This is a genomic window from Sulfitobacter sp. 1A13496 (assembly GCF_043557225.1).
GTDB classification, from domain to species: Bacteria; Pseudomonadota; Alphaproteobacteria; order Rhodobacterales; family Rhodobacteraceae; genus Sulfitobacter; species Sulfitobacter faviae.
Genome location: NZ_JBIFFP010000003.1, coordinates 154,547 through 176,411 on the forward strand (window position 1 = coordinate 154,547; position 21,865 = coordinate 176,411).

The 21,865-nt window shown below is 63.6% G+C and carries 20 protein-coding genes; 13 read left to right on the forward strand and 7 right to left on the reverse strand.

The window, feature by feature from the left end; all coding sequences use genetic code 11:
- Positions 1-65: 65 nt before the first annotated feature.
- The 10 genes from ACGYLX_RS09405 (at position 66) to ACGYLX_RS09450 (ending at position 13,230) form a co-directional block, all read left to right on the forward strand.
- The gene (locus ACGYLX_RS09405) at positions 66-1,046 is read left to right on the forward strand and encodes a TAXI family TRAP transporter solute-binding subunit (protein WP_394411033.1); all 981 of its coding nucleotides are present in this window, start codon (positions 66-68) and stop codon (positions 1,044-1,046) included.
- Positions 1,047-1,157: 111 nt separating this feature from the next.
- Positions 1,158-3,401: a TRAP transporter permease gene (locus tag ACGYLX_RS09410; RefSeq protein ID WP_394448969.1), complete on the forward strand. Its 2,244-nt coding sequence runs from the start codon at positions 1,158-1,160 to the stop codon at positions 3,399-3,401.
- 120 nt (positions 3,402-3,521) lie between these two features.
- Positions 3,522-4,433, forward strand: coding sequence for an AEC family transporter (locus ACGYLX_RS09415; protein WP_394448972.1), 912 nt, complete (start codon positions 3,522-3,524; stop codon positions 4,431-4,433).
- Between the two features lie 120 nt (positions 4,434-4,553).
- Entirely contained in the window at positions 4,554-5,144 is a 591-nt protein-coding gene (locus ACGYLX_RS09420; RefSeq protein WP_271692081.1) for a TetR/AcrR family transcriptional regulator, read from the forward strand.
- A 2-nt stretch (positions 5,145-5,146) separates the two neighbouring features.
- Positions 5,147-6,226, forward strand: a complete 1,080-nt coding sequence (locus ACGYLX_RS09425) for an efflux RND transporter periplasmic adaptor subunit (RefSeq protein ID WP_394448975.1) — start codon at positions 5,147-5,149, stop codon at positions 6,224-6,226.
- Between the two features lie 4 nt (positions 6,227-6,230).
- Positions 6,231-9,281 carry an efflux RND transporter permease subunit gene (locus ACGYLX_RS09430; RefSeq protein ID WP_394448978.1) on the forward strand — a complete coding sequence of 1,017 codons (3,051 nt, stop codon included), beginning with the start codon at positions 6,231-6,233 and terminating at the stop codon, positions 9,279-9,281.
- A 187-nt stretch (positions 9,282-9,468) separates the two neighbouring features.
- A complete protein-coding gene (locus ACGYLX_RS09435) occupies positions 9,469-10,383 on the forward strand; it encodes an ABC transporter substrate-binding protein (protein WP_394448980.1) in 915 nt (304 codons plus the stop codon).
- A gap of 98 nt (positions 10,384-10,481) precedes the next feature.
- Positions 10,482-11,567 carry an ABC transporter permease gene (locus tag ACGYLX_RS09440; RefSeq protein ID WP_394448983.1) on the forward strand — a complete coding sequence of 362 codons (1,086 nt, stop codon included), beginning with the start codon at positions 10,482-10,484 and terminating at the stop codon, positions 11,565-11,567.
- Complete coding sequence (locus tag ACGYLX_RS09445; protein ID WP_394448986.1) at positions 11,564-12,499, forward strand: ABC transporter ATP-binding protein; 936 nt, start codon at positions 11,564-11,566, stop codon at positions 12,497-12,499. Before ACGYLX_RS09440 ends, ACGYLX_RS09445 begins: the two co-directional genes overlap by 4 nt.
- Complete coding sequence (locus ACGYLX_RS09450) at positions 12,496-13,230, forward strand: ABC transporter permease (RefSeq protein ID WP_394448988.1); 735 nt, start codon at positions 12,496-12,498, stop codon at positions 13,228-13,230. Before ACGYLX_RS09445 ends, ACGYLX_RS09450 begins: the two co-directional genes overlap by 4 nt.
- 3 nt (positions 13,231-13,233) lie before the next feature.
- Here ACGYLX_RS09450 and ACGYLX_RS09455 read toward each other — a convergent pair whose 3' ends face one another.
- The 3 genes from ACGYLX_RS09455 to ACGYLX_RS09465 form a co-directional block, all read right to left on the reverse strand.
- Positions 13,234-13,929 (reverse strand): haloacid dehalogenase type II, encoded by a 696-nt coding sequence (locus ACGYLX_RS09455; RefSeq protein WP_394448991.1) that lies wholly within the window; start codon positions 13,927-13,929, stop codon positions 13,234-13,236.
- Positions 13,930-14,000: 71 nt separating this feature from the next.
- On the reverse strand, positions 14,001-15,305 hold the full coding sequence (locus ACGYLX_RS09460) for an NAD(P)/FAD-dependent oxidoreductase (protein ID WP_394448994.1): 1,305 nt from the start codon (positions 15,303-15,305) through the stop codon (positions 14,001-14,003).
- The gene (locus ACGYLX_RS09465; RefSeq protein ID WP_067262431.1) at positions 15,305-16,654 is read right to left on the reverse strand and encodes a glutamine synthetase family protein; all 1,350 of its coding nucleotides are present in this window, start codon (positions 16,652-16,654) and stop codon (positions 15,305-15,307) included. Before ACGYLX_RS09465 ends, ACGYLX_RS09460 begins: the two co-directional genes overlap by 1 nt.
- A 124-nt stretch (positions 16,655-16,778) precedes the next feature.
- Between ACGYLX_RS09465 and ACGYLX_RS09470 the strand changes: the two genes are divergently transcribed.
- The 3 genes from ACGYLX_RS09470 (at position 16,779) to ACGYLX_RS09480 (ending at position 19,684) form a co-directional block, all read left to right on the forward strand.
- The gene (locus ACGYLX_RS09470) at positions 16,779-17,495 is read left to right on the forward strand and encodes a GntR family transcriptional regulator (protein WP_394448996.1); all 717 of its coding nucleotides are present in this window, start codon (positions 16,779-16,781) and stop codon (positions 17,493-17,495) included.
- Between the two features lie 98 nt (positions 17,496-17,593).
- The gene (locus tag ACGYLX_RS09475) at positions 17,594-18,676 is read left to right on the forward strand and encodes an alpha/beta hydrolase (RefSeq protein WP_394448998.1); all 1,083 of its coding nucleotides are present in this window, start codon (positions 17,594-17,596) and stop codon (positions 18,674-18,676) included.
- 90 nt (positions 18,677-18,766) lie between these two features.
- The gene (locus ACGYLX_RS09480; protein WP_394449001.1) at positions 18,767-19,684 is read left to right on the forward strand and encodes an MYG1 family protein; all 918 of its coding nucleotides are present in this window, start codon (positions 18,767-18,769) and stop codon (positions 19,682-19,684) included.
- 30 nt (positions 19,685-19,714) lie between these two features.
- Here ACGYLX_RS09480 and ACGYLX_RS09485 read toward each other — a convergent pair whose 3' ends face one another.
- The 4 genes from ACGYLX_RS09485 to motA form a co-directional block, all read right to left on the reverse strand.
- Positions 19,715-20,053 (reverse strand): peptidoglycan-binding protein, encoded by a 339-nt coding sequence (locus ACGYLX_RS09485; protein ID WP_067262423.1) that lies wholly within the window; start codon positions 20,051-20,053, stop codon positions 19,715-19,717.
- Between the two features lie 182 nt (positions 20,054-20,235).
- Positions 20,236-20,661, reverse strand: a complete 426-nt coding sequence (locus tag ACGYLX_RS09490) for a hypothetical protein (protein ID WP_394449005.1) — start codon at positions 20,659-20,661, stop codon at positions 20,236-20,238.
- Positions 20,658-20,915 carry a hypothetical protein gene (locus ACGYLX_RS09495; RefSeq protein WP_394449008.1) on the reverse strand — a complete coding sequence of 86 codons (258 nt, stop codon included), beginning with the start codon at positions 20,913-20,915 and terminating at the stop codon, positions 20,658-20,660. The genes ACGYLX_RS09490 and ACGYLX_RS09495 overlap by 4 nt, the downstream gene beginning before the upstream one ends.
- Positions 20,912-21,778, reverse strand: coding sequence for a flagellar motor stator protein MotA (gene motA / locus ACGYLX_RS09500; protein ID WP_271692066.1), 867 nt, complete (start codon positions 21,776-21,778; stop codon positions 20,912-20,914). Before motA ends, ACGYLX_RS09495 begins: the two co-directional genes overlap by 4 nt.
- Positions 21,779-21,865: the final 87 nt, after the last annotated feature.

Sequence of the window (21,865 nt, forward strand, 5' to 3'; positions counted from 1 at the left end):
GAATACAGCGGCTGCGCGCGGCACCCTGTGCCGACGCCCGTTAAGAGCAACCAAGGGAGAGAGACATGAAATTCACCGCAATCCTCGCCGCAAGCACCATTCTGGCAGGCGCTGCCGTCGCTCAGGACATGGATAAATCCGACTGGCCGAGCAGCTTCACCGTGGGCACGGCCAGCCAAGGCGGCACCTACTTCGCCTACGGCTCGGGCTGGGCGAACCTTGTGGCCAAGGAACTGGGCCTGACCGGCGGTGGCGAAGTCACCGGCGGCCCGATGCAGAACATGGCGCTGGTCCACACCGGCGAGGCGGCCTTCGGCATGACCACAATGGGCCCGGCGGCGGAATCGCTGGCTGGTACCAACCCCATCGCCCCCGGTCTGGAAATGACCCAAGCCTGCGCGATGTTCCCGATGTATCAGACACCGTTCTCCGTGACCGCGCTGTCGTCCTCGGGCATCTCCTCGGTCGCCGACATTCCGGCGGGTGCCAAGATCGGCTTTGGTCCGGCGGGCTCCACCTCGGACACCTATTTCCCGCGCATGATGGACACGCTCGGCGTCGAGTATGAGCGCCGCAACGGCGGTTGGACCGATCTGGGCGGCCAGTTGCAGGACGGTCTGCTGGACGTGATCGCCTTTGCTGCCGGTGTGCCGGTGCCTGCGGTCAGCCAGCTTGAGGTGCAGACGGATGTGAACATCATCGAGTTCACCGAGGAAGAGCAGGCCAAACTGCTCGAAGAGTTCCCGGTGTCCGAGTTCACCATTGACGCCAGCACCTACACCACGCTGGAAGAGGGCGCGCGTTCGGTCTCCATGTGGAACTTCGCGATTGCCAACTGCGATCTGCCGGAATCCTTCGTCAAAGCGGCTGTGGATGTCGTCATGTCCGACAATGAGCGGATGAAGGGCATTCACAAGGCGGCGGCTTCGACCCTGCCTGAGAACTGGGAGAAGAACACCGTTCTGAAATGGCATCCCGGTGCGGCAGCTTGGTTCAAAGAGAACGCGGATGCCGATATTTCCGACGATATGATCTACGGCAACTAAGCGAACGCCTAGACAAACTTGCATGCCGTCCCTAATCGGGGCGGCATCTTGCCATCATCCCGCCTGATTGTCGGGACAGATCCCGCGCAGATATCGGGAAAGGAAGCCTCCATGACAGACCAGCATAGCGCCGCCGATCCGCAGGGCCCGATTGTCGCCGAAGGGGTGGATGACGAACCGGTAGAAAGCAATCGCCGCATATTCACCGGGCGCACCTATCTGGTCGTTGCGGCCATGTCGGCGATCTATGCCTTCTTTCACATGGCAGCACTCAACGGCATGTCGATCGGAGAGCTGACCGGCATCCGCATCCCGCTTTTGCCGACCTTTCCGATGGAGACGTGGAATTTCCGCATCGTGCACATCGCGGGTGCGTTGATCCTTGGCTTTACCCTCTATTCCGCCCGCGCCTTTGTGGATGAGGGCAAGGGGCAGGGCCGTCATCCGCTGGATTTCGTGGCATGGGCCGCGATGATCCCGGCGCTTTATTCGATCTGGACCGCTTGGAGCATCGCCAGCCAGATCGCTGGCGGCACCCAGTGGAACGGCATGAGCCCCGAGTTCAAGACCCTCGAAATCTATCACTATGGCCTGCCGCTGGTGGCGGCGACGGCCATCGGCATCGTCGTGGGTTGGCTGCGCGGACGCGAGCGGGGGCAGGTTTCGCCTGCGGACCTGTTGCTGTCCATCTGCGGGGTGGCCGTGGCGATTTACCTGATCACCATGTACGGCACCTTGATGCGCAACTCGACGGGCACGCCATTTGCCCCCATCGGCATCTCTATCGCCGCGGTCGCGGGCACCGCGCTGATCATGGAGCTGACGCGCCGCGTGGCGGGGCTTGCGCTCATCGTGATCTCGGGTGTCTTTCTGGTCTATGTCTTCGTCGGGGACATGCTGCCGGGCTTCCTGAACGCGCCCAACATCCAGTGGACCCGCTTCTTTAGCCAAGTCTACACCGATGCGGGCATTCTGGGGCCGACCACGGCGGTGTCATCGACCTATATCATCCTCTTTATCATCTTCGCGGCCTTCCTTCAGGCATCGAAGGTTGGCGACTATTTCGTCAACTTCGCCTTCGCCGCCGCGGGCCGCTCACGCGGGGGGCCGGCCAAGGTCGCGATCTTTGCCTCGGGTCTTATGGGGATGATCAATGGCACCTCGGCAGGCAATGTGGTGGCGACAGGCTCGCTGACCATTCCGCTGATGAAAAAGGTGGGCTACCCGGCCCGGACCGCAGGCGCGGTTGAGGCTGCCGCCTCGACCGGCGGGCAGATCATGCCGCCGATCATGGGGGCAGGCGCCTTCATCATGGCCGAGATCACGGGCATCCCTTACACCGACATCGCCGTGGCGGCGATCATTCCTGCGGTGCTCTACTTCGTGTCGATCTACTTCATGGTGGATTTCGAAGCGGCCAAGCTGGGCATGCGCGGCATGCGCTCTGAAGAACTGCCCAAGCTCAAGGACATGCTGCGGCGGGTGTTCCTGTTCATTCCGATCATCATCCTGATCTATGCGCTGTTCATGGGCTATTCGATCATTCGCGCGGGCACGCTGGCAACGGCGGCGGCGGCGGTTGTGTCGTGGTTCACCCCCTTCCGCATGGGGCCGCGCAGCATTGTCAAAGCCTTTGACCTGGCCGGGATCATGTCGATCCAGATCATCGCGGTCTGCGCCTGTGCGGGCATCATCGTGGGTGTCATCAGCCTGACCGGTGTCGGCGCGCGTTTCTCTTCCGTGCTGCTGGGTCTGGCAGAGGCGAGCCAATTCCTCGCCCTGTTCTTTGCCATGTGTATTGCCATTCTGCTCGGCATGGGCATGCCTACCACGGCGGCCTATGCGGTGGCGGCTTCGGTCGTGGCGCCCGGTCTGGTGCAACTGGGCATTCCGCTGCTGACGGCGCATTTCTTTGTCTTCTACTTCGCCGTCGTCTCGGCCATCACGCCCCCCGTGGCGCTGGCGAGCTATGCCGCGGCGGGGATTTCGGGCGCCAACCCGATGGAGACTTCGGTCGCCTCCTTCAAGATCGGCATTTCGGCCTTCATCGTGCCCTTCATGTTCTTCTACAACGGCGCGATCCTGATGGACGGCACGTGGTTCGAGGTGATCCGCGCCGGTGTCACGGCGATCTTTGGGGTCTATCTGCTGTCTTCGGGCATGCAGGGCTGGTTCGCGGGCAGCGGTGCGGCTTGGTTCATCCGGCTGGGTCTGATCCTCGCGGCGCTTTGCATGATCGCGGGTGGTCTGATGACCGACCTCATCGGCATCGCAGTGGCGGCGGTGATCTTTGGGGTGCAGTGGAAGTTCCGCCCCGCACCCGACGCCCAAATCGCGGTACACGGCAGCGATTGACCCGTGATTGATCCATGTCCCGGCCCTTTGGGGCCGGGGTTGCCTGTTTGAGGCGACGGTCTCTGTTGCATCCGGGCCAAGGCGCGCCTAGGGTCCGCGCGATCCTTCCGGGCGGTTAATATGTTCACTATCTTTCTGGCCATCGCGCCGGTCTTCGCGCTGATCCTCATGGGCTATGGCCTGCGCCGGGGCGGCATCCCTTCGACCAAGTTCTGGAACCTGAATGACCGGCTGGTCTATTGGGTGCTGATGCCCGCGCTGTTCTTTGCCAAGATCTCGGCGGCGGACCTCAGCGGCGGCTTGGGCGACTATGCCCTGCTGCTCTACGCCGGGTTCTTTGCAGCGATCTTTTGCGGCTGGCTGTTCGGTCGGGCCTATGCCGCGCCGCAGGGCAGTTCGCTGATGCAGGGCAGTGCGCGGTTCAACACATTCATCGGCCTCGCGATTGCCGAAGCCGTTTTTGGCACGGCGGGGCTACAGATCGCCGTTCTCGGTTCGGCCCTGCTGGTGCCGGTGGTGAATGTGACGGTGGTGACGCTGATGACCCGGCAGTTGGGCGGCGGCGGCAAATCCATCCTTAAAGGCTTGGTCAAGAACCCGCTGATCCTCGGCATTCTGGCAGGCGTGCTTTTCAACTTAGCGGGGCTGCACCATGTGCCTGTCTTGCATGAAAGCGCGCGCATCTTGGGGGATGCGGCGCTGCCGATCATGCTGCTTTGCGTCGGCGCCAACCTGCGGCTGCGCGGGCTGTCGGGCTCGGTCTCGGTCATCGGCCTGTCGATCATCGGCAAACATCTGGTGAACCCGCTGGCGGTGCTGCTGGCCGCGCTGGTGCTGAACCCTGCGCCGCTGACGCTGCAAATCGCGCTGATCTTCGCGGCCCTGCCAACCGGGGTGGCCAGCTATACGCTGGCGCGGGAGATGCGGGGCGATGCGCCCTTGATGGCGGCGATCATCACCACGCAGACGCTGCTCAGCTTTTTCACCCTGCCGCTCACGCTCTATCTCGGTAGCCTGATCTCCGCGCCCTAGAGCGCGCTCCATGCGCGAAACGCGATTGTGATCTGCGCGGGCTGCATGGTCGCTGATTTACAGGTTGACATATTTGGTTCAAATGTCCAATTGCGCCTTGACCCGTGTTAAGGAGCCCGCATGACCGAACTCGAAAAGACCGTGCTTGACGCTGCGCTGCATGTCTTTTCCCGCTATGGGGTCAAGCGCACCAGCATGGGTGATCTCTGCGAAGAGGCGGGCGTCTCGCGCCAGACCCTCTACAATCGGTTTCGCAACAAGGATGACATTCTGCGCGGGCTGATTGGGCGCTACACAGAATTGGCGCTGGAAGAGATCGCCGAAGAGATGCCCAATGCGCCCGATCTGGCGGCGCAGCTTGATCTGATCTTTGATCGGATGGTGGTGCGCGGCTATGACACGATGCAGGCGATGCCCAATGCGCAGGATTTCATCGCCGGGGCCAATGCCGTCAGCCAAGAGGCGCTGCAGTGTTCCGCCGGGCGCTTTCGCGACGTGATCGCTAAGGTGCTGATGCCCTATGAGGCGTCGATCACCCGCAATGGCTTGAGTGTCGAGGCGCTGGCCGATTTCATCCAACGTTCCGCCAAGGCCGCTGGCATGCATGCGCTGGACCGTGACCATTTTCTCGCGCAGCTGCGCACCCTCAAACAACTTAGTCTGACCGCCGCCCTTGGGCCCGTGCCGGATGCTATTCATAAGGAAGACTGACCATGGCCAAATGGCTTGTTGAGACGACGCGCGGGACCGGCGCGGGGCGGGTGTTGGGATTTGCGCTGGCCTTGGTCGGCGGTATCGCCGCGCCGATGGTGGCTGCCGCCGAAATGCCGGTGGTAAAGCTGCAAACGGTCAAGGCCAGCGATGCCGAGGTTGAGCGTGTGTTCTTTGGCAAGGTGGTTGCACGTGAAACCGTGGACCTTGCCTTTCAAGTCGGCGGTCAGATCGAGGAATTCCCCGTCGAAGAGGGGGCCACGGTCAGTGAAGATACGGTCGTCGCCCGGATGGATCTGGAGCCGTTTCAACTGGCGCTAGAGCAGGCGCAGGCCAATGACGCGCAGGCGCGCCGGACGATGGAGCGTTATCAAAAGCTCGCCGGGTCTTCGGTGGCCGAGGTCAATCTGCAAGACGCCGAAACCGCCGTGACGGTCAACGATATCGCCGTGCGCAACGCCGAGCGCGACCTTGAGAACGCAACCCTCCATGCGCCCTTCGATGCGATTGTCGCCTCGCGGTTGGTGCCCAATTACTCGACCGTCAGCGCGGGCACGCCGGTGGTGCGTCTGCATGACATGTCCGAGTTGCGGGTCGAGATCGACGTGCCCGAAACCCTGTTTCTGCGCGCAGGGCGCGACCCCAGCGTGCGGTTCATGGCCAAGTTTCCGGCCAACGCCAATACCTACCCGATGCAAATACGCGAATACAACGCCGAGACGGCGGATGTCGGCCAGACCTATAGCATCACCCTTGGGGCGGAATTGCCCGAAGATTTCGTGCCGCTGCCCGGCGCCTCGGTCGAGGTGCGCGCCACGCTGAACATCGGCGGGTCGAGCATCATCGTGCCCGACACCGCCATCGTGGTCGGCAATGACCGCGGCACCTATGTCATGGTCTTTGACCCTACCGGCGCGCGCGAAGGCACCGTGACCCGCACCGCGGTTGAGATCACCCCCACCGCGCGCGGCGATGTCAACGTCGAAGCCGGGCTTTCCGATGGGCAAGAGATCGTGGTGAGCGGCGCAAGCCAGCTTGAAGATGGTGCCGCCGTGCGCCGCTTCGTCGGTTTCGGAGACTGAGCGCATGGATATCGCACGTCTGTCGATCAACCGCCCGATCTATACTTGGATCATCATGCTAACCTGTCTTTTGGGCGGCATCTGGGGGTTTGCCACCCTTGGCCGTCTGGAAGACCCGGCCTTTACCATCAAAACGGCGGTGGTGGTGACCCAATACCCCGGTGCCTCTGCCGAAGAGGTCGCGCTTGAGGTTACCGAACCGCTTGAATCGCAAATCCAGAAGATGTCCGAGATCAAGGACATCGAATCCATGAACCAGCCCGGTCTGTCGTGGATCACGGTCAATATGCAGGACACCTTCGACGGGTCCGAACTGCCGGAAATTTGGACCAAACTGCGCAACCGCGTGAATGAGGCAGCCTTGCCGAGCGGGGCGACACAGCCCTATGTGAACGACGGTTTCGGCGATGTTTACGGGCTTTACTACGCCGTCACCGCAGATGGCTATTCCGATGCCGAGGTCAATGAACTCTCCAGCTATCTGCGGCGGGAATTGCTGCTGGTCGATGGCGTGTCGGATGTGGCGCTTTCGGGCCTGCCCAATGAGGTGATCTATGTCGAACCGCAACTTGCGCTGAGCACCACGCTCGGCATTCCGCCCTCAGCCATTGTCGGCGCGGTATCGAGCGCGAATGAGATCGTCGACGGCGGCGCCATTCAAGACGCGGACGGGCGCACGCTGATCCAGCGGCCCGAAGGCTCTGACAGCGTGTCCGAGATCGCCGCCTTGTCGGTGGGGGTTGGCGGTCAGGTGATCAACCTTGCCGATGTGACCAACATTTACCGCACCCGGGAGGCAAACCCCGATCTGGTGATCCGCCACAACGGGCAGGAGGCCTTCACCCTCGGGGTGGCCGGGATCGCGACCGAGAATATCGTCGATATCGGCAAAAGGGTGGACGACAAGCTTGCGCAGCTGCGCGAGACGCTGCCCTTGGGCATCTCGATCGAGTCCATCTACCGCCAGCACACGGTGGTCGAAGAGGCGTCGAACGCCTTTTTGCTGAACCTCGCCATGTCCGTCGCCATCGTTGTGGCCGTGCTGGCCGTCTTCATGGGCTGGCGCGCGGCGGTGGTTGTGGGCTCCACCCTGTTGCTGACGGTGGTGGGGACGCTGTTTTTCATGGCGCTCGGCGCGATTGAGATGGAGCGTATCTCACTCGGGGCGTTGATCATCGCGATGGGGATGCTGGTCGATAACGCCATCGTTGTGGCCGAGGGGATGCAGATCTCCATGCAGCAGGGCAAGAGCTCGCGCGAAGCGGCGACCGAGGCGGCGAGCAAGACGCAGATCCCGCTTTTGGGGGCGACCGTTATCGGCATCATGGCCTTTGCCGGGATCGGGCTGAGCCCCGATGCCACGGGCGAATTCCTCTTCTCGCTCTTTGCCGTGATCGCGATTTCGCTGCTGCTCTCTTGGGTGCTGGCCATCACCGCCACGCCGCTTTTGGGGCACTACTTTTTCAAACGCGGCGTCGAAGGCGGGGCTGGCGGCTATGATGGCGCGATCTTCAAGGGCTATGCCGCCGTGCTGCGTGCCTCGCTCAAGCTGCGCTGGCTGGTGATCGTGGCGCTGATTGCCGGGACGGCGGTGTGCTATGCCCTCTTTGGTCAGATCAAGCAGCAGTTCTTCCCCGACAGCAACACGCCGCTTTACTTCGTGCATTACAAACTGCCCCAAGGGTCGTCGATCCACCAGACATCTAACGATCTGGCCGTGCTCGAAGACTGGCTGGTGGCGCGGGATAATGTCGAAGACGTGACCTCCTACGCGGGGCAGGGGGCTGCGCGTTTCATGCTGACCTATCAGGCCGAAGACCCCAACCCCAGCTATGGGCATCTGATCGTCCGGGTGTCTTCGCTTGAGGTGATCCAAGATGAGATGAACGCGCTTGAGGCTTTCGCCGCCGATGCGGTGCCGCAAGGGGAGTTCCGGGCCAAGCGTTTGGCCTTTGGCCCCGGCGGCGGTGCCCCGATCGAGGTGCGCTTCTCGGGCCGCGATCCCAATGTGCTGCGCGATCTGGCGGATGAGGCGATGGACCGGATGCAGGCGGCGTCGGACAATATCATCACCCCGCGTCAGGACTGGCGCGAGCGTGAATTGGTGCTGCGTCCGATCTATGCCGAAGAACGCGCGCAGGACGCAGGCATCTCGCGGACCGAGATCACGGAGACCCTCAAATTCGCCACGGAAGGCACCAGCGGCGGCACCTTCCGCGAGCGGGATCGTCAGATCCCAATCGTGATCCGCGCCCCGCAGGATGCCGATCTGGCGCTGACGGATCATGTGATCTATGCCCAGAACACCAATGCGCTGGTCCCGATGGAGCAGGTGATCGACGGTTTCCGGTTCGAGCCGCAGGACACGCTGCTCTACCGTCGCGATCGGGCCGATGTGATCACCGTGGGTGCCGATATCCCGCGCGGCGTCACGGCGGCGCAGGTGCAGGCCGAGGTGCAGGAAACCATCGAGGCGATGGAAATCCCCGAAGGCTATGCCATGGAATGGGGGGGCGAATTGGAAAGCGCGGGCGAGGCGCAGGCCGCCTTGGGCAAGCAACTGCCGCTCAGCCTCATCATCATGGTGCTGATTTCGGTCCTGCTGTTCAACGCGCTGAAACAGCCGATCATCATCTGGCTCTTGGTGCCGATGGCGGTGAACGGGGTCAGTCTGGCGCTGTTGGGGACGGGGCTGCCCTTTACCTTTACCGCGCTTCTGGGGCTCTTGTCGCTCTCGGGGATGTTGATCAAGAACGGCATCGTGCTGGTCGAAGAGATCGACCTCACCCGCGCCGCCGATCCGGCGATGGATCTGAAAGAGGCCATCGTTACCGCCTCGACCTCGCGTTTGCGTCCGGTCTTCCTTGCCGCTGCGACGACCATTCTAGGGATGCTGCCGCTGTTGTCGGATGCCTTCTTCCAGTCGATGGCGGCGACGATCATGGGCGGGCTGGCCTTTGCCTCGGTCCTGACGCTGATCGCGGCACCGGTGCTCTACTTCCTCTTCTTCAAGCGCAGCGCCGCGCGGGAGGCGGAGGCTGCCCGCGCCGCCTGACCGGCGCGTGGCGGCGAGGCAAAGGGCGCGTTCGGTCACTCCGGGCGCGCCCTTTGTCGTACTCGGGGCGGTAAAAATTCCGCGCCGCTGTGCAATCCTTCCTTGGTTTCGCAAAATTGCCAGCTACCTTACCGTTTTCAAACGGCATGTCGCCGTGTCAGGCCATTGTTTCAAGGAGTTCTCGCCCATGGGTCCCCGCATTCTCTCTACTGCTGCCGCCGCTGGCCTTGCCGCCACTCTGGCCTCTGCCGCCTCGGCGGATATCACCGTTTCGTCGAAGATCGACACCGAAGGCGGCCTGTTGGGCAACGTCATCGCACTGGCGCTCGAAGATGCGGGCCTGCCGGTAGAGCGGCGTCTGCAACTGGGCGGCACGCAGGTCGTGCGCGAAGCGATCCTGTCGGACCAGATCGACATTTACCCCGAATACACCGGCAACGCGGCCTTCTTCTTTAACGAAGCGGAAAGCGATGTCTGGAAAGACGCGGCCAAGGCCCATGCCCGTGCCAAGGAATTGGACGGCGGTGAGAATAACGTCACATGGCTCGACTCCGCACCGGCCAACAACACTTGGGCCATCGCCGTGACCGGCCCGGTGGCCGAGGAGAATGACCTCACCACCATGTCCGATTTCGGCGCATGGGTGGCCGAGGGCGGTGAGGTGAAGCTCGCCGCCTCGACCGAGTTCGTGTCCTCTCCGGCTGTTTTGCCCGCGATGCAGGAGACCTATGGCTTCGAGCTCAGCCAAGATCAGACCGTAATCCTGTCGGGCGGCGACACGGCTGCGACCATTCAGGCGGCGGCGCGTGGCACATCGGGCGTGAACGCGGCGATGGTCTACGGCACCGATGGCGGCGTGGGGGCCACGGGGCTGGTGGTGATGGAAGACGACAAGGGCGTGCAGCCGGTCTATGAACCCGCCCCCATCGTCCGCGCCGAGGTGTTGGAGGAATACCCCCAGATCGCCGAAGTGCTGAACCCGATCTTCTCCGGGCTCGACATGGCGACGCTGCAAAAGCTGAACGGTCGGATTCAAGTCGGCGGGGAGCCGGCGGAAGCCGTGGCACGCTCCTATCTGACCGAGACCGGGGTGCTGGACTGATCTCCGCCGCCCGCACAATAACTGGCCCCGGCGCAGGGATTTCTGCGCCGGGGCTTTTGTTCGCTGTGCTGGGCGCGGCAGCGTTTTGCGTGCCTTTCATGACCCTTGCCGCCAACCGGATCGTGGCGGGCGAAGGGGTGATGGCATGGGGCGTGGCCAGCCTGCCGGTGGTGCTGCCGGGGCTTGCGGCGATCGGGGCAGGGCTGCTGATGGGGCTGCCTGCGGGCCGCAATGGCCTGCGTATTGCCGGGGCGGCTTTGGGCTTGGGCGGGCTGTTGTGGCTGCTGACCCAAGGCGCCTCCGGCCTGCTGGCCGAGGCGGGTGACTACGCCCGTGTCTCGCCCTCAGTAGGCTTTTGGTGTCTGCTGGTCGTCTTCATGCTGCTCATGGCAGATGCGCTTGCCGCGATGGCACCGGGGCCGCTGATGCGGGGGGCCGTGCTGGCGGGCGTGCTTGCGGTGCTTGGCGCGATCCTGTGGTCGGGGGCGCTGTCGGAGCTTTCGGTGATGCAGGAATACGCCAGCCGGGCCGATGCCTTTGGCCGGGAGTTCCTGCGCCATCTCGGGCTGGCCTTCGGCTCTCTCGCCGCGGCGGCGGTGATTGGCTTCCCGCTTGGCGTGCTCTGTCACCGTCTTGCGGGGCTGCGCGGGGCCACCTTGCCGGTGCTGAGCTTTTTGCAAACCATCCCCTCGCTCGCCATGTTCGGGCTGATGATCCCAATCCTCGGCTGGGTAGGGGGCAATCTGCCCGGCGCGCGGGCGCTTGGCATCGCGGGCATCGGCTTTGCGCCCGCCTTTCTGGCGCTGGTGCTCTATTCGCTGCTGCCTGTGGTCGGCAATACCGTGGCGGGGCTGGCCTCGGCCCCGCCGGCGGCGCTTGAGGCGGCGCGGGGCATGGGGATGACGCCGCTGCAACGCCTGTTGCGGGTGGAACTGCCGCTGGGCCTGCCGATCATCCTCACCGGGCTGCGCATCGTCTTGGTACAGAACATCGGGCTGGCCGTCATCGCCGGGCTGATCGGCGGCGGGGGCTTCGGGACATTCGTCTTTCAGGGGCTGAACCAAACGGCGACCGACTTGATCCTGCTGGGTGCCCTGCCGACCGTGGTGCTGGCCCTGACGGCGGCCATCGTGATGGACATATTGGTCGAACTGACCCGCAAGACCCCAAAGGACAGCGCATGATCGAGATCGACCGCATTACCAAGACCTATGGCGACATTCGCGCGGTGGATTCCGTATCCATGACGGTTGAGACGGGCACGATCACGGTGATCGTCGGCACCTCAGGCTCAGGCAAAACCACGCTGTTGCGGATGATCAACCGGTTGGAGGAACCGACCTCGGGCGAGGTGCGCATCAACGGCGACTCCACGCTGTCGGTCAAGCCGCATATCCTGCGGCGGCGCATCGGCTATGCCATTCAGGGCCACGGGCTGTTCCCGCATCACAAGGTGGGGCGCAACATCGGCGCGGTGCCGCAACTGCTGGGCTGGCCGCGCGAAAAGATCGCGGCGCGGGTGGATGAGCTGCTTGCGCTTTTCTCGATGGACCCCGCGCAATTCCGCGACCGTTATCCGGCGGAACTTTCGGGCGGGCAGCAGCAGCGGGTTGGCGTGGCGCGGGCCTTGGCCTCAAGGCCCGATCTGTTGCTGATGGACGAACCCTTTGGCGCGCTGGACCCGATCATTCGCACCCGCGCGCAGGAAGACCTGCGGCACATCCAGCAGCGGCTGGGGTCGACCATCATGCTGGTGACCCACGACATGGAAGAGGCGATCCGGCTGGGCGACCGGGTGGCGGTCATGGACGGGGGGCATCTGGTGCAGCACGGCACGCCTGCCGAGATCATCGCCGCGCCCGCAACGGATTTCGTGGCGGATATGGTCGGCGATGTGGAGCGGCCCCTGCGGCTTCTTTCACTGATCCCCGTCGCCGAATTGGTGGAAGAGGGTAGCGCCGAAGGCGAAGCGCTGCCCGCCGCTGCCAGTCTGCGCGACGCGCTTTCGGCCTGCCTGTGGACGGGGCGCGCGGCGGTGCCGGTGGCGAAAGACGGCGTGCCGATGGGCCGGGTGACCCTTGATGCAATCCGCGCCCGGGCCGGGCAGCACGCATGAGGATCGGCTGGATCCTGCGGCCGCTTCTGGTGGCGGTGCTGCTGGCTTTGTTCCTGCGGCCTGAGTGGTTCACGCCGCTGCTCGCGCCCTTGGCTCCGGAGAATGGTCCGGTGATCTACACCCGCGCCTCGCTCTTGTCGCTGTCGCTAAGCCATCTGGCGCTGGTGGCCATGGCCTCGGCTGCAGCGACGGTGGTGGCGGTGACGCTGGCGGTCCTCGTGACCCGCCCGGCGGGCGCGGCCTTTCGCCCGCTGTCGCGCACCATCACCAATATGGGCCAGACCTTTCCCCCCGTGGCGGTGCTGGCGCTGGCCGTCCCGGCCTTGGGTTTCGGGGCGGGGCCGACGCTGGTGGCGCTGTTCCTCTATGGCCTGCTGCCGATCTTCGAGAATGCGGTTACGGGCCTCACCAACCTGCCGCCCGCCACGATGGAGGCCGCGCGCGGCATCGGGCTGAGCCGTTGGCAGCGGCTCTGGCGGGTGGAACTGCCGCTGGCCCTGCCGGTAGCGCTGACGGGCATTCGGCTGTCGGTGGTCATCGCGCTCGGGACGGCGACCATCGGCTCGACCGTGGCAGCACGGACCTTGGGGGAGGTGATTATCGCGGGGCTTCTGACTAATAACACCGCCTTCGTGGTGCAGGGCGGGCTGGCGGTCGGCCTGTTTGCGGTGCTGATCTATGACGCCATGGTGCAGCTTGAAACGCGGCTGGCGCGGCGCATGGGCGGCTGAGGATCAGCGCCCGTTCGCGGCGATGATCTGCTCGGCCAAATCCGCCAGATCGTTCGAGAGGTAATGCGGCTGCGGCACCTCTTGCACCTCGATCAGGTTGTTGTTGGGCCGGGTGAGGAAGGCCCCCTGACAGCCCGCCGCCTGCGCGCCGATGGTGTCCCACAGGTGGCAGGCCACCATGCAGAGATCATCGGTTTGCAGATCAAGCGCCTCGGCCACCATCTGATAGGTCGCGGGATGAGGTTTGAATTTTGCGACCGCGTCGATGCTAAAGCTCCGCTCGAAGAAATCGGCGATCCCGGCTTTCTCCAACGGGGTCGGGGCCGGGGACGGGGGCGAATTGGTCAGCGTGACCAGCCGAAACCCCGCCTCTTGCAGCCTGCGCAGGGCAGGGGCGACATCCGGGTGGGCGGGCATGGAGCCGATGCGGGATTTCAACTCGGCCAGGTCCTCATCCGTGACCGCCACGCCTTTGTTCGCGCCTACCATTCGCAAGACGCCACCCGCCAGTGCGCCAAAGGGCGCGTAGCGGCCCGAGAGGGTCATGGTCTGGGAATAGAGGATCAGCTCGGCAAACCATTTGCGCATCACTGAGGCGTCGCCGAAGACGCGTGCGAAGAGCGGCTCCAACGTGGTAATGTCGAGCAGGGTCTCATTCACGTCGAAGACGATCACGGAGGCGGGCTTTTGATCGGGCATGGGGGTCCTTCCACTCATGACGTGCGCCATGCCCGCCACTGTGAAGAAACCCCCAGCCCTGTCAAAAAGTTTCAGACACCCAAACGGTCGCGCAGCCCATACCACCAAGAGCCCACCACCGAATAGGGCACGCGGAACATGCGCCCGCCGGGGAAGGGGAACCACGGCACATTGGCGAAGACGTCAAAGCGGGTGAGGTCGCCGTCGATCGCCTCGGACAGGATGCGCCCGAAGGTATGCGAACCGGTCACGCCGTGGCCGCTGTAGCCGTGGGCGAAATAGGTGTTGTCACCGATCCGGCCCATCTGCGGCACGCGGCTGAAGGAGAGGGCGAAATTCCCGCTCCACGCATAGTCGATCTTCACGTCTTTCAGCTGGGGGAAGACCTTGTCCATGTTGCGCTTGAGCTTGGCTTTGATGTCGCGCGGGTCCGCGCCGCCATAGACAGTGCCGCCGCCAAAGAGCATGCGTTTGTCGCCCGACAGGCGGTAGTAATCAAGGATATAGCGGATGTCTTCGACGCAGGCATCGGTGGGTAGCAGCGTATGAGCCTGTGCCTCGCTCAGCGGTTCTGTCGCCATGACTTGGGTCGAAACTGGCATCACACGCGGCGCCAGCGTGGGCACCACATGGCCGAGGTAGGCATTGCCGCAGAGCACCAGTGTCTTGCAGGTCATCGTCCCCTTGGCCGTGCGGACCACAGGGCGGGCAGCCTCGTGATCGACATCCGTGACAGGGGACATCTCATAGATCGTGCCGCCGTTCTTCTCAAAGGCCGCCGCTTCGCCGAGGGCGAGGTTTAACGGGTGCATATGGCCGCCCGAATGGTCGATCAGCCCGCCTTCGTAGAGGTCGGAATTGACGTGGGCGCGCAACTGGTCCTTGTCCAGCATCTCTTGATTGTCGATGCCGTAGCTTTGCCAGAGCTTTTGCCGCTCCTCCAACTCGCGCATATGTGCCGTGGTGAGGCCGGTGAAGATGTTCTTGTCCTTGAGGTCGCATTGGATGTCATAGGTGCGAACCCGCTCGCGGATGATCTCGCCGCCCTCTTGTACCAGACCGGCGACGAAGGTCGCGGTGTCCTGCCCATAGCGGTGCTTGATCGTTTGCAGGCTCGCGTTCAGCCCGTTGACGATCTGCCCGCCATTGCGCCCCGAGGCCCCCCAGCCCACGCGCGCGCCTTCGATGATGGCGACCTTATAGCCTTTTTCGGCCAGATGCAGGCCGGTCGACAGCCCGCTGTAGCCCGCGCCGACGATGCAGACGTCGATTTCGTGATCGCCCTGCAATTCGGGGCGCGCGGGGGCGGGGTTGGCCGAGGCGGCGTAGTAGCTTGACGTATGGCTGCCGTCTCCGGCGTAGGGATGGCGCGACATCAGACGATCTCCAGATAGGTGTCATATTCGAAATGTGTCACTTGCCGCGCAAATTTGCGCAACTCCTGCGTCTTGCATTCGACCATCATGGTCTGCAACCGGGCAGAGAACAGGCCGGGCACATCCGGCCCCTTGCGGAAGGCGTCGATGGCCGTGGCCCAGTCGAGCGGCAGGTTGTCGAGCTTCATTGTATAGGCGTCGCCGGTGATCGGGGCGACAGGCTGCATGTCCTGCTCAATCCCCAACAGCGCGCCGCCCAAGATGCTGGTCAGCACCAGATAGGGGTTGGCGTCGGCCCCGGCGACGCGATGCTCGATGCGGCGGGCCTTGGGGTCGCCGCCCGGGATGCGGATTGCGGCGGTGCGGTTCTCATAGCCCCAAGCGACATTGGTCGGCGCATGGGCGCCCGGCAGCAGGCGGCGGTAGGAGTTTTCATGCGGCGCGAAGGTCAGCGTATTTTGCTGCATCGTGGCCAGCAGTCCGGCGACGGCGTTGAGCATCAGAGCCGTGCCTTCCTCCCCGCCGTTGTCGAAGACATTGACGCCGTTTTCATCCACCAAGGAGAAGTGAACGTGAAAGCCGCTGCCCGCCAGATCGCCATAGGGTTTGGCCATGAAGGTGGCGGCGAAGCCGTGTTTGCGGGCGATACCGCGTACCAATCGTTTGAACAGCACCGCGTCATCGGCCGCCCGCAGCGGATCGTCCACATGGCGCATGTTGATCTCGAACTGCCCGGCCCCATTTTCCGAGATGGCCGCATCCGCCGGGATGCCCTGCAACTCGCAGGCGTCGTAGACCTCGTTCAGGAACTCATCGAAATGCTGCAACTCGTCCAGCGACAGCGCGCCGTCGGAATCCAGCCGTTTGCCCGTGACCGGGGAGCAGGGGGCCTGCGGGTGATCCTCGGTCGGATCGAAGAGATAGAACTCCAATTCCGTGGCGACCACCGGGGTCAACCCGCGCGCCTTGAACCGCGCGGCCACCTCGGCCAGCGCGCGGCGCGGATCGCCGGGGAAGGGCTTGCCGTTTTCCTGACGCATCCAAAGCATCGCCAGCGCGGTGGGGCGCGTGGTCCATGTGATGGGCATCAGGGGCCGCCCGGTGAAATCGCAGAGCCCGTCGGAATCCCCGGTCTCGAACACCAGCTCGCTATTTTCGACATCCTCGCCCCAGATATCCATGCCGACGATGGACAGCGGCAGGCGGAGCCCGCCTTCGACGACTTTGGACACCTGATCGGCGGGCACCCGTTTGCCGCGCATGGTGCCGTTGAGGTCACAAACGCAGGCAAAGATCGATTCGATCTCGGGATGTTGCGCCAACCACGCTTCGGCTTTGCTCTCGGACATGAGGTTCCTTTCGATATCGAACCAAAAAATGTGATACCATTTGTTGGAATGTCATATCACTATCCGCTTGTCTGTCAATTGTCGCCGCGCGTATGGTCAGCGGCGAAAGACCAAAGGCAGCCAGATGATCGACACCGATAACGATGCGCTCAACATTCCCGAGATCCCTCATATTCCGGGCGGGACGACGCAGGAATATGTTTACGAGCGGCTGCGCAATGCGATCATGCTGGGCGCGATCACGCCCGGCACCTCGCTGACCATGCGCGGCATTGCGGAGCGGCTGGGCCTTAGCCCGACCCCGGTGCGCGAGGCGGTGCGGCGGCTGAGTTCGGAACATGCCATCCAAATCAAGGACAACCGCCGCTTGACCGTGCCGCTGATGACCCCTGAGCGGTTCGAGGAGCTGGTCGCCCTGCGCATCGCGGTTGAGACCCACGCCGCCCTGCGCGCCTTGCCCTATATCTCGGACATCGTGATCGACCGCCTGACCGAGATCGACGGCAGCATGGACCGTTTCGTGGCCGAAAGAAACGCGGATCAACTGACGCTGCTGAACCAAGCCTTCCACCGGATGCTTTACTCCGTGAACCCTGCGCAGGCGTCCTTGCCGATGATCGAAAGCATCTGGCTGCAACTCGGTCCGTTTCAGCGGCAGGTCATTACCGAGGTGGCGGAATACTATCAGATCGACCGCCACAAAGAGGTGCTGGCCGCCCTCACTGTCCGCGATGGCGCGGCGCTGAGCGCGGCGATTGCCAATGACATCGTCGACGGCGTGCTCGACACGGGCCGCAAGCTGTTGGCGGCAGAGGCGGGCAGAGAGATGGGGCTGCCTTAGAGCGGTGGCTGTTTCGCCGCAGGGGCAACCGGCCTTTTGCCTATGAATTCATCGGCTGATCGGGCTAAAACTGCGCCGAACGACAGGGCGGGGGCGACATGCAAGAACATAGCATCGGGGGCAGGGGGCTGCGGACGCTCTGTGCTGTTTTGGTAGTCTTCCTGTCCGCCTGCGCGCCGCGCCCGGGTGGGGAGACTTTGACGGTCGTTCCGGCGGCAGAGACCGCGCATTCTTTGGCGATTACCGTGGCCTCAACGCGCGGGCGCGATCCGCAAACCGGCAACTATTCCGACGCCCGCGCCCGGGGGCTGAATTTCGAGCGGTTCACGATTGCCATCCCGCCAAACCATGAGGCCAGCAAGATCGAATGGCCGGGTGAAAACCCCGATCCGAACCGAAGCTTTGCGGTGACGGCCCGCGATCCGCTGCCCGCGCTCGATATCCACCGCAGCGGGCGGGGGCGGCAGGATGTGATGGTCTTTGTCCACGGCTATAACCAGACCTTTCCGGAATCTCTGTTCCGTCTGGCGCAGGTGACGGCGGATGGGCATTTGCCCGAACAGCCGATCCTGTTTGCTTGGCCCTCTGCCGGGACGGTGGTGGGCTATGTCGCGGATAAGGACGCGGCGCTCTATTCGCGCGATGAACTGGCCGTCATGCTCGGCACCCTCGCCGCCGACCCCGACGTGGGCGAGATCACGCTTTTCGGCCACAGCATGGGCGGCTGGCTGGTGGTGGAGGCGCTGCGGCAGTTGCGCCTGTCGGGGCAGGATGAGGTGATCGCGCGGCTGAGCGATGTGGTCCTCGCAGCGCCCGACATCGACGTGGATGTCTTTCGCAAACAGGTCGAGGTCATCGGGCCGCTCGATCCGCCCATGGCCATCCTTGTCGCGCCGGATGATCGGGCGCTGCGTATCTCGGCGGGGCTTGCCGGGGCGCGGCCTCGGATCGGGCGCACCAATGCCAGCTCCCCCGCGGTGCAGGCGCTGGCCAAACGCTATGGCGTCTTGCTGGTCGATATCTCGGCCATTGGCGCGGTAGACGGCACCCATCACAACCGCTTTGCCTCTCTCGTGCAGTTGATGCCCGAGCGGCGCGATGGGTTGGCGCAGGCCCGGGCGCAGGTGGGGGCCTTCATCCTCGACCCCGTCTCGGCCACGCTGGTCGCGCTGTCGCGCTAGGGCGGGCGGCTTGCACTTGGCCCGCGCCGCGCAGTATGGGGGCGCAAGCCACCATTGACCGATTTCCCCAGCCGCAGCGGAGCCAGCCCCATGACCATCACCCATCTTGTCACCCATTCGGGCGGCTTTCACGCGGATGAGCTTTTGTCCTCCGTCATCCTGACCCGGCTTTACCCGGAGGCGGTGCTGATGCGCAGCCGGGATGCTGCGTGGATCACCCCCGGCTCGGGGCGGATCATCTATGACGTGGGCCGCGACTATGACGCCGACGCGCTGATTTTCGATCACCACCAGCGCCCCGGCCCGCTGCGTGAGGATGGCCAGCCCTACAGCTCCTTCGGGCTGATCTGGCAGCACTATGGCCGCGACTATCTGCGCAGCTTCGAAGTGCCCGAGGCGGATGTGGAGGATATCCACCACAGTTTCGATCAGGGCTTTGTGCTGCCGGTCGACCTGATCGACAACGGTGCGCTTGAACCCTCGGTCGCGGGGCCGCTGGCGGGCATGACCCTGCCGGTGCTCTTGGAGACGCTAAAGCCCGTTTTCGACGAACGTGATGAGGATGCCGACGACCGCGCCTTCATGACCGCCCTACCTGTCGCGCGGGCCTTTGTCGAAGCCGCGATCAAGGGCAAGGCCGCCAAACGCCGGGCCGAGGCGATGGTGATGCAGGCGATTGAGGCGGCAGGCAGCGGGCGCGTCTTGGAACTGCCCACGGGCATGCCCTTCCGCTCGGCGGTGGAAAAGGCGGGGGCGGATCACCTGCTCTTCGTCGTGCATCCGCGCGGAGAGGATTGGGCCCTGACCACGATCCGCAAAAGCGGTGATAGTTTCGAGGCCCGCGCCGATCTGCCCGAGGCTTGGGCCGGGCTAACGGATGCCGAATTGGAAGCCGCAAGCGGCGTGCTGGGGGCGAAATTCTGTCACAACGCGCGGTTCATCGCCGTGGCGGCAAATCGCGACGCGGCGCTGCGCATGGCCGAACTGGCGGTCGCGGAGGCGGGGTAAGGCCGAGGCCCGAAAGGGCCCCGGGCGCAGTCACATATAGGCGTCGGAAGTCAGGAAGAACATCGTTTCGCTGACCTGAACCTCATGGGCAAACGTCCATGTCGGCGCGTGGCGTTGGTAGCGGTCGGAGGCCATGAGCGCGCGAAAGGCGGCTTCGGTCCCCGGCCCCCATGCGCCGTCGATGGCCCCCTTATAATAGCCCTCGTGTTTCAGGCTGTCCTGCACCATCCGGCGCGCGCCGAGGTCGCGGCTTTGGAACAGGGCGCGCACCTCGGCAAGGGTCACCTCCGCCGATTGCGCGCAGAGCGGGCTGACGCTCAAAGACGCGGCACCGATGGCGGCGGCGGTGAAAAATCCTCTTCGCTTCATCGTAAATCCTTTCAAACTATGCCGAAGCCGGAATAAAAACGCGGTGGCCTCGGCGCCCCCTCCCCAGGGCGGCATTTTCAATGGGGCTTTGATGGAATCGAATTGCGGTTTTTTCTTGTCCGGTATTCGCTATTTAGGGGAATTTTCGGAAATAGTTCCCGTAAATGGATATGGCCGTGTAATTATCGTTGATCGTCCAGCCAGATCGACAGAAATCCTTCGGCTTGGGCGGCGGTCTCGGCTTCTTGCAGGGCATGCCTGCGGGCCTCGGCCCGGCGGTTGCGGATCAGGTCGATGCGCTTGGCCTCGGCGAAAAGCCCGTTCAGCCTGTCGTGGATGCCCGCGCTGTCGGCGCGCAGGCGCTCGGCCTCGGCCTCTTTGCGATGGATGGTTTCCGAGACGTTGCGGATAAAGGCCGAAACCACCCGCGTCGATTCCACCGCATCGGGATCGCCGCGGTCGTTGAGCTGCTCCATCAGGCTGTGGCGTTCGTTCTCGATCTGGGTCAGCGCCCGGTTGACCTCGGCCATCTCCAGTGCGACATTCTCCAACTCAAAGCGTTTCAGCCGCGACAAAACAGCCAGCCCGTCGCCGCGCTTTGGCTTCACTGCTCTGTGCCCTGTGACAGAACGATGAGCCGCTCGCGCATCCGTTCCAGCACCTCGGCGTCGAGCAGCGGCAGCCCCTCCATTGGGGGGACATGGCCGATGACACCGTGGCGGCGCATGGAATTGGGCAACCGGGCCTCTGCTTCGGCGGTCTTGTCGACCTCTTTCGCGTCCTTTTCCTTGGCCGGTCCCGCCGCCAGCCCCGGCCCGGCAAGGAGCGCGATCAGTGCGATCAGGGGCAGGGGGCGCATCATACCGCAGGCAGTTCGCGCTGCGAGGCCTCCACGGCGGAGAAGTTCGGCTGTTTCGTCGTGGGGATGTTGCCGCGGCCCAATTCAATGCAGATGCTGGGCGGGTGGCCCGCCACGATGGCGACGATGACATCACGGATCACGGTATAGATCGCGCCGTCTTCCTCTTCGATCTGCTCCAACCGGCCCGCGATGGGCTGCACCATGCAATAGGCAAGGAAAACACCAAGGAACGTGCCCACCAAAGCGCCGCCAATCATTGCGCCAAGGATCTCTGGCGGTTTGTCGATCGACGACATTGTTTTGATCACCCCCAGAACCGCCGCAACGATGCCAATGGCGGGCAGGCCGTCCGCCATGCTCTGGATCGCGCGGGCCGAAACGAGCGCCTCATGGTGGTGCTTTTTAATCTTGCGGTTCAACACGTCTTCCATCTGGAAACGGTCGTCGAATTGCATCGACATCATGCGAAAGCTATCGGCGATGAGGTCGGTCAGGAAGTGGTCTTTCATCAGCTTGGGGTAGCGCTGAAAGATTGGGCTGGCCTCGGGGTTTTCGATATGCTCGTCCATCGCGACGATGCCCTTGGTCTTATAAAGACGTGCTAGTTCGAACATCAGCGCCAGCAGATCGTTGTAATCCGCCGCCTTCCAGCGCGGCCCCTTGATCACCCGCATCACCCCGGCCAGCGAAGACTTCACCACCGAAAAGGAGTTGGCGATCACGAAGGCCCCCAGAGAGGCACCGCCGATCATCATTCCCTCGTAGGGAAGGGCGTGCAGGACGATGTCCATATTGCCCCCCGACAGCATGAAGCCGCCAAAGACCAGACCGAAGACCATTACAAGACCAAGCAAGAGTGTCATTGCTGCACACGCCTCCAAAAAGAAACTATTCTTACTTTATCCTTGAGGGAATAGGTCTATACAAGTATTATCTAGGAAAGAACTTGG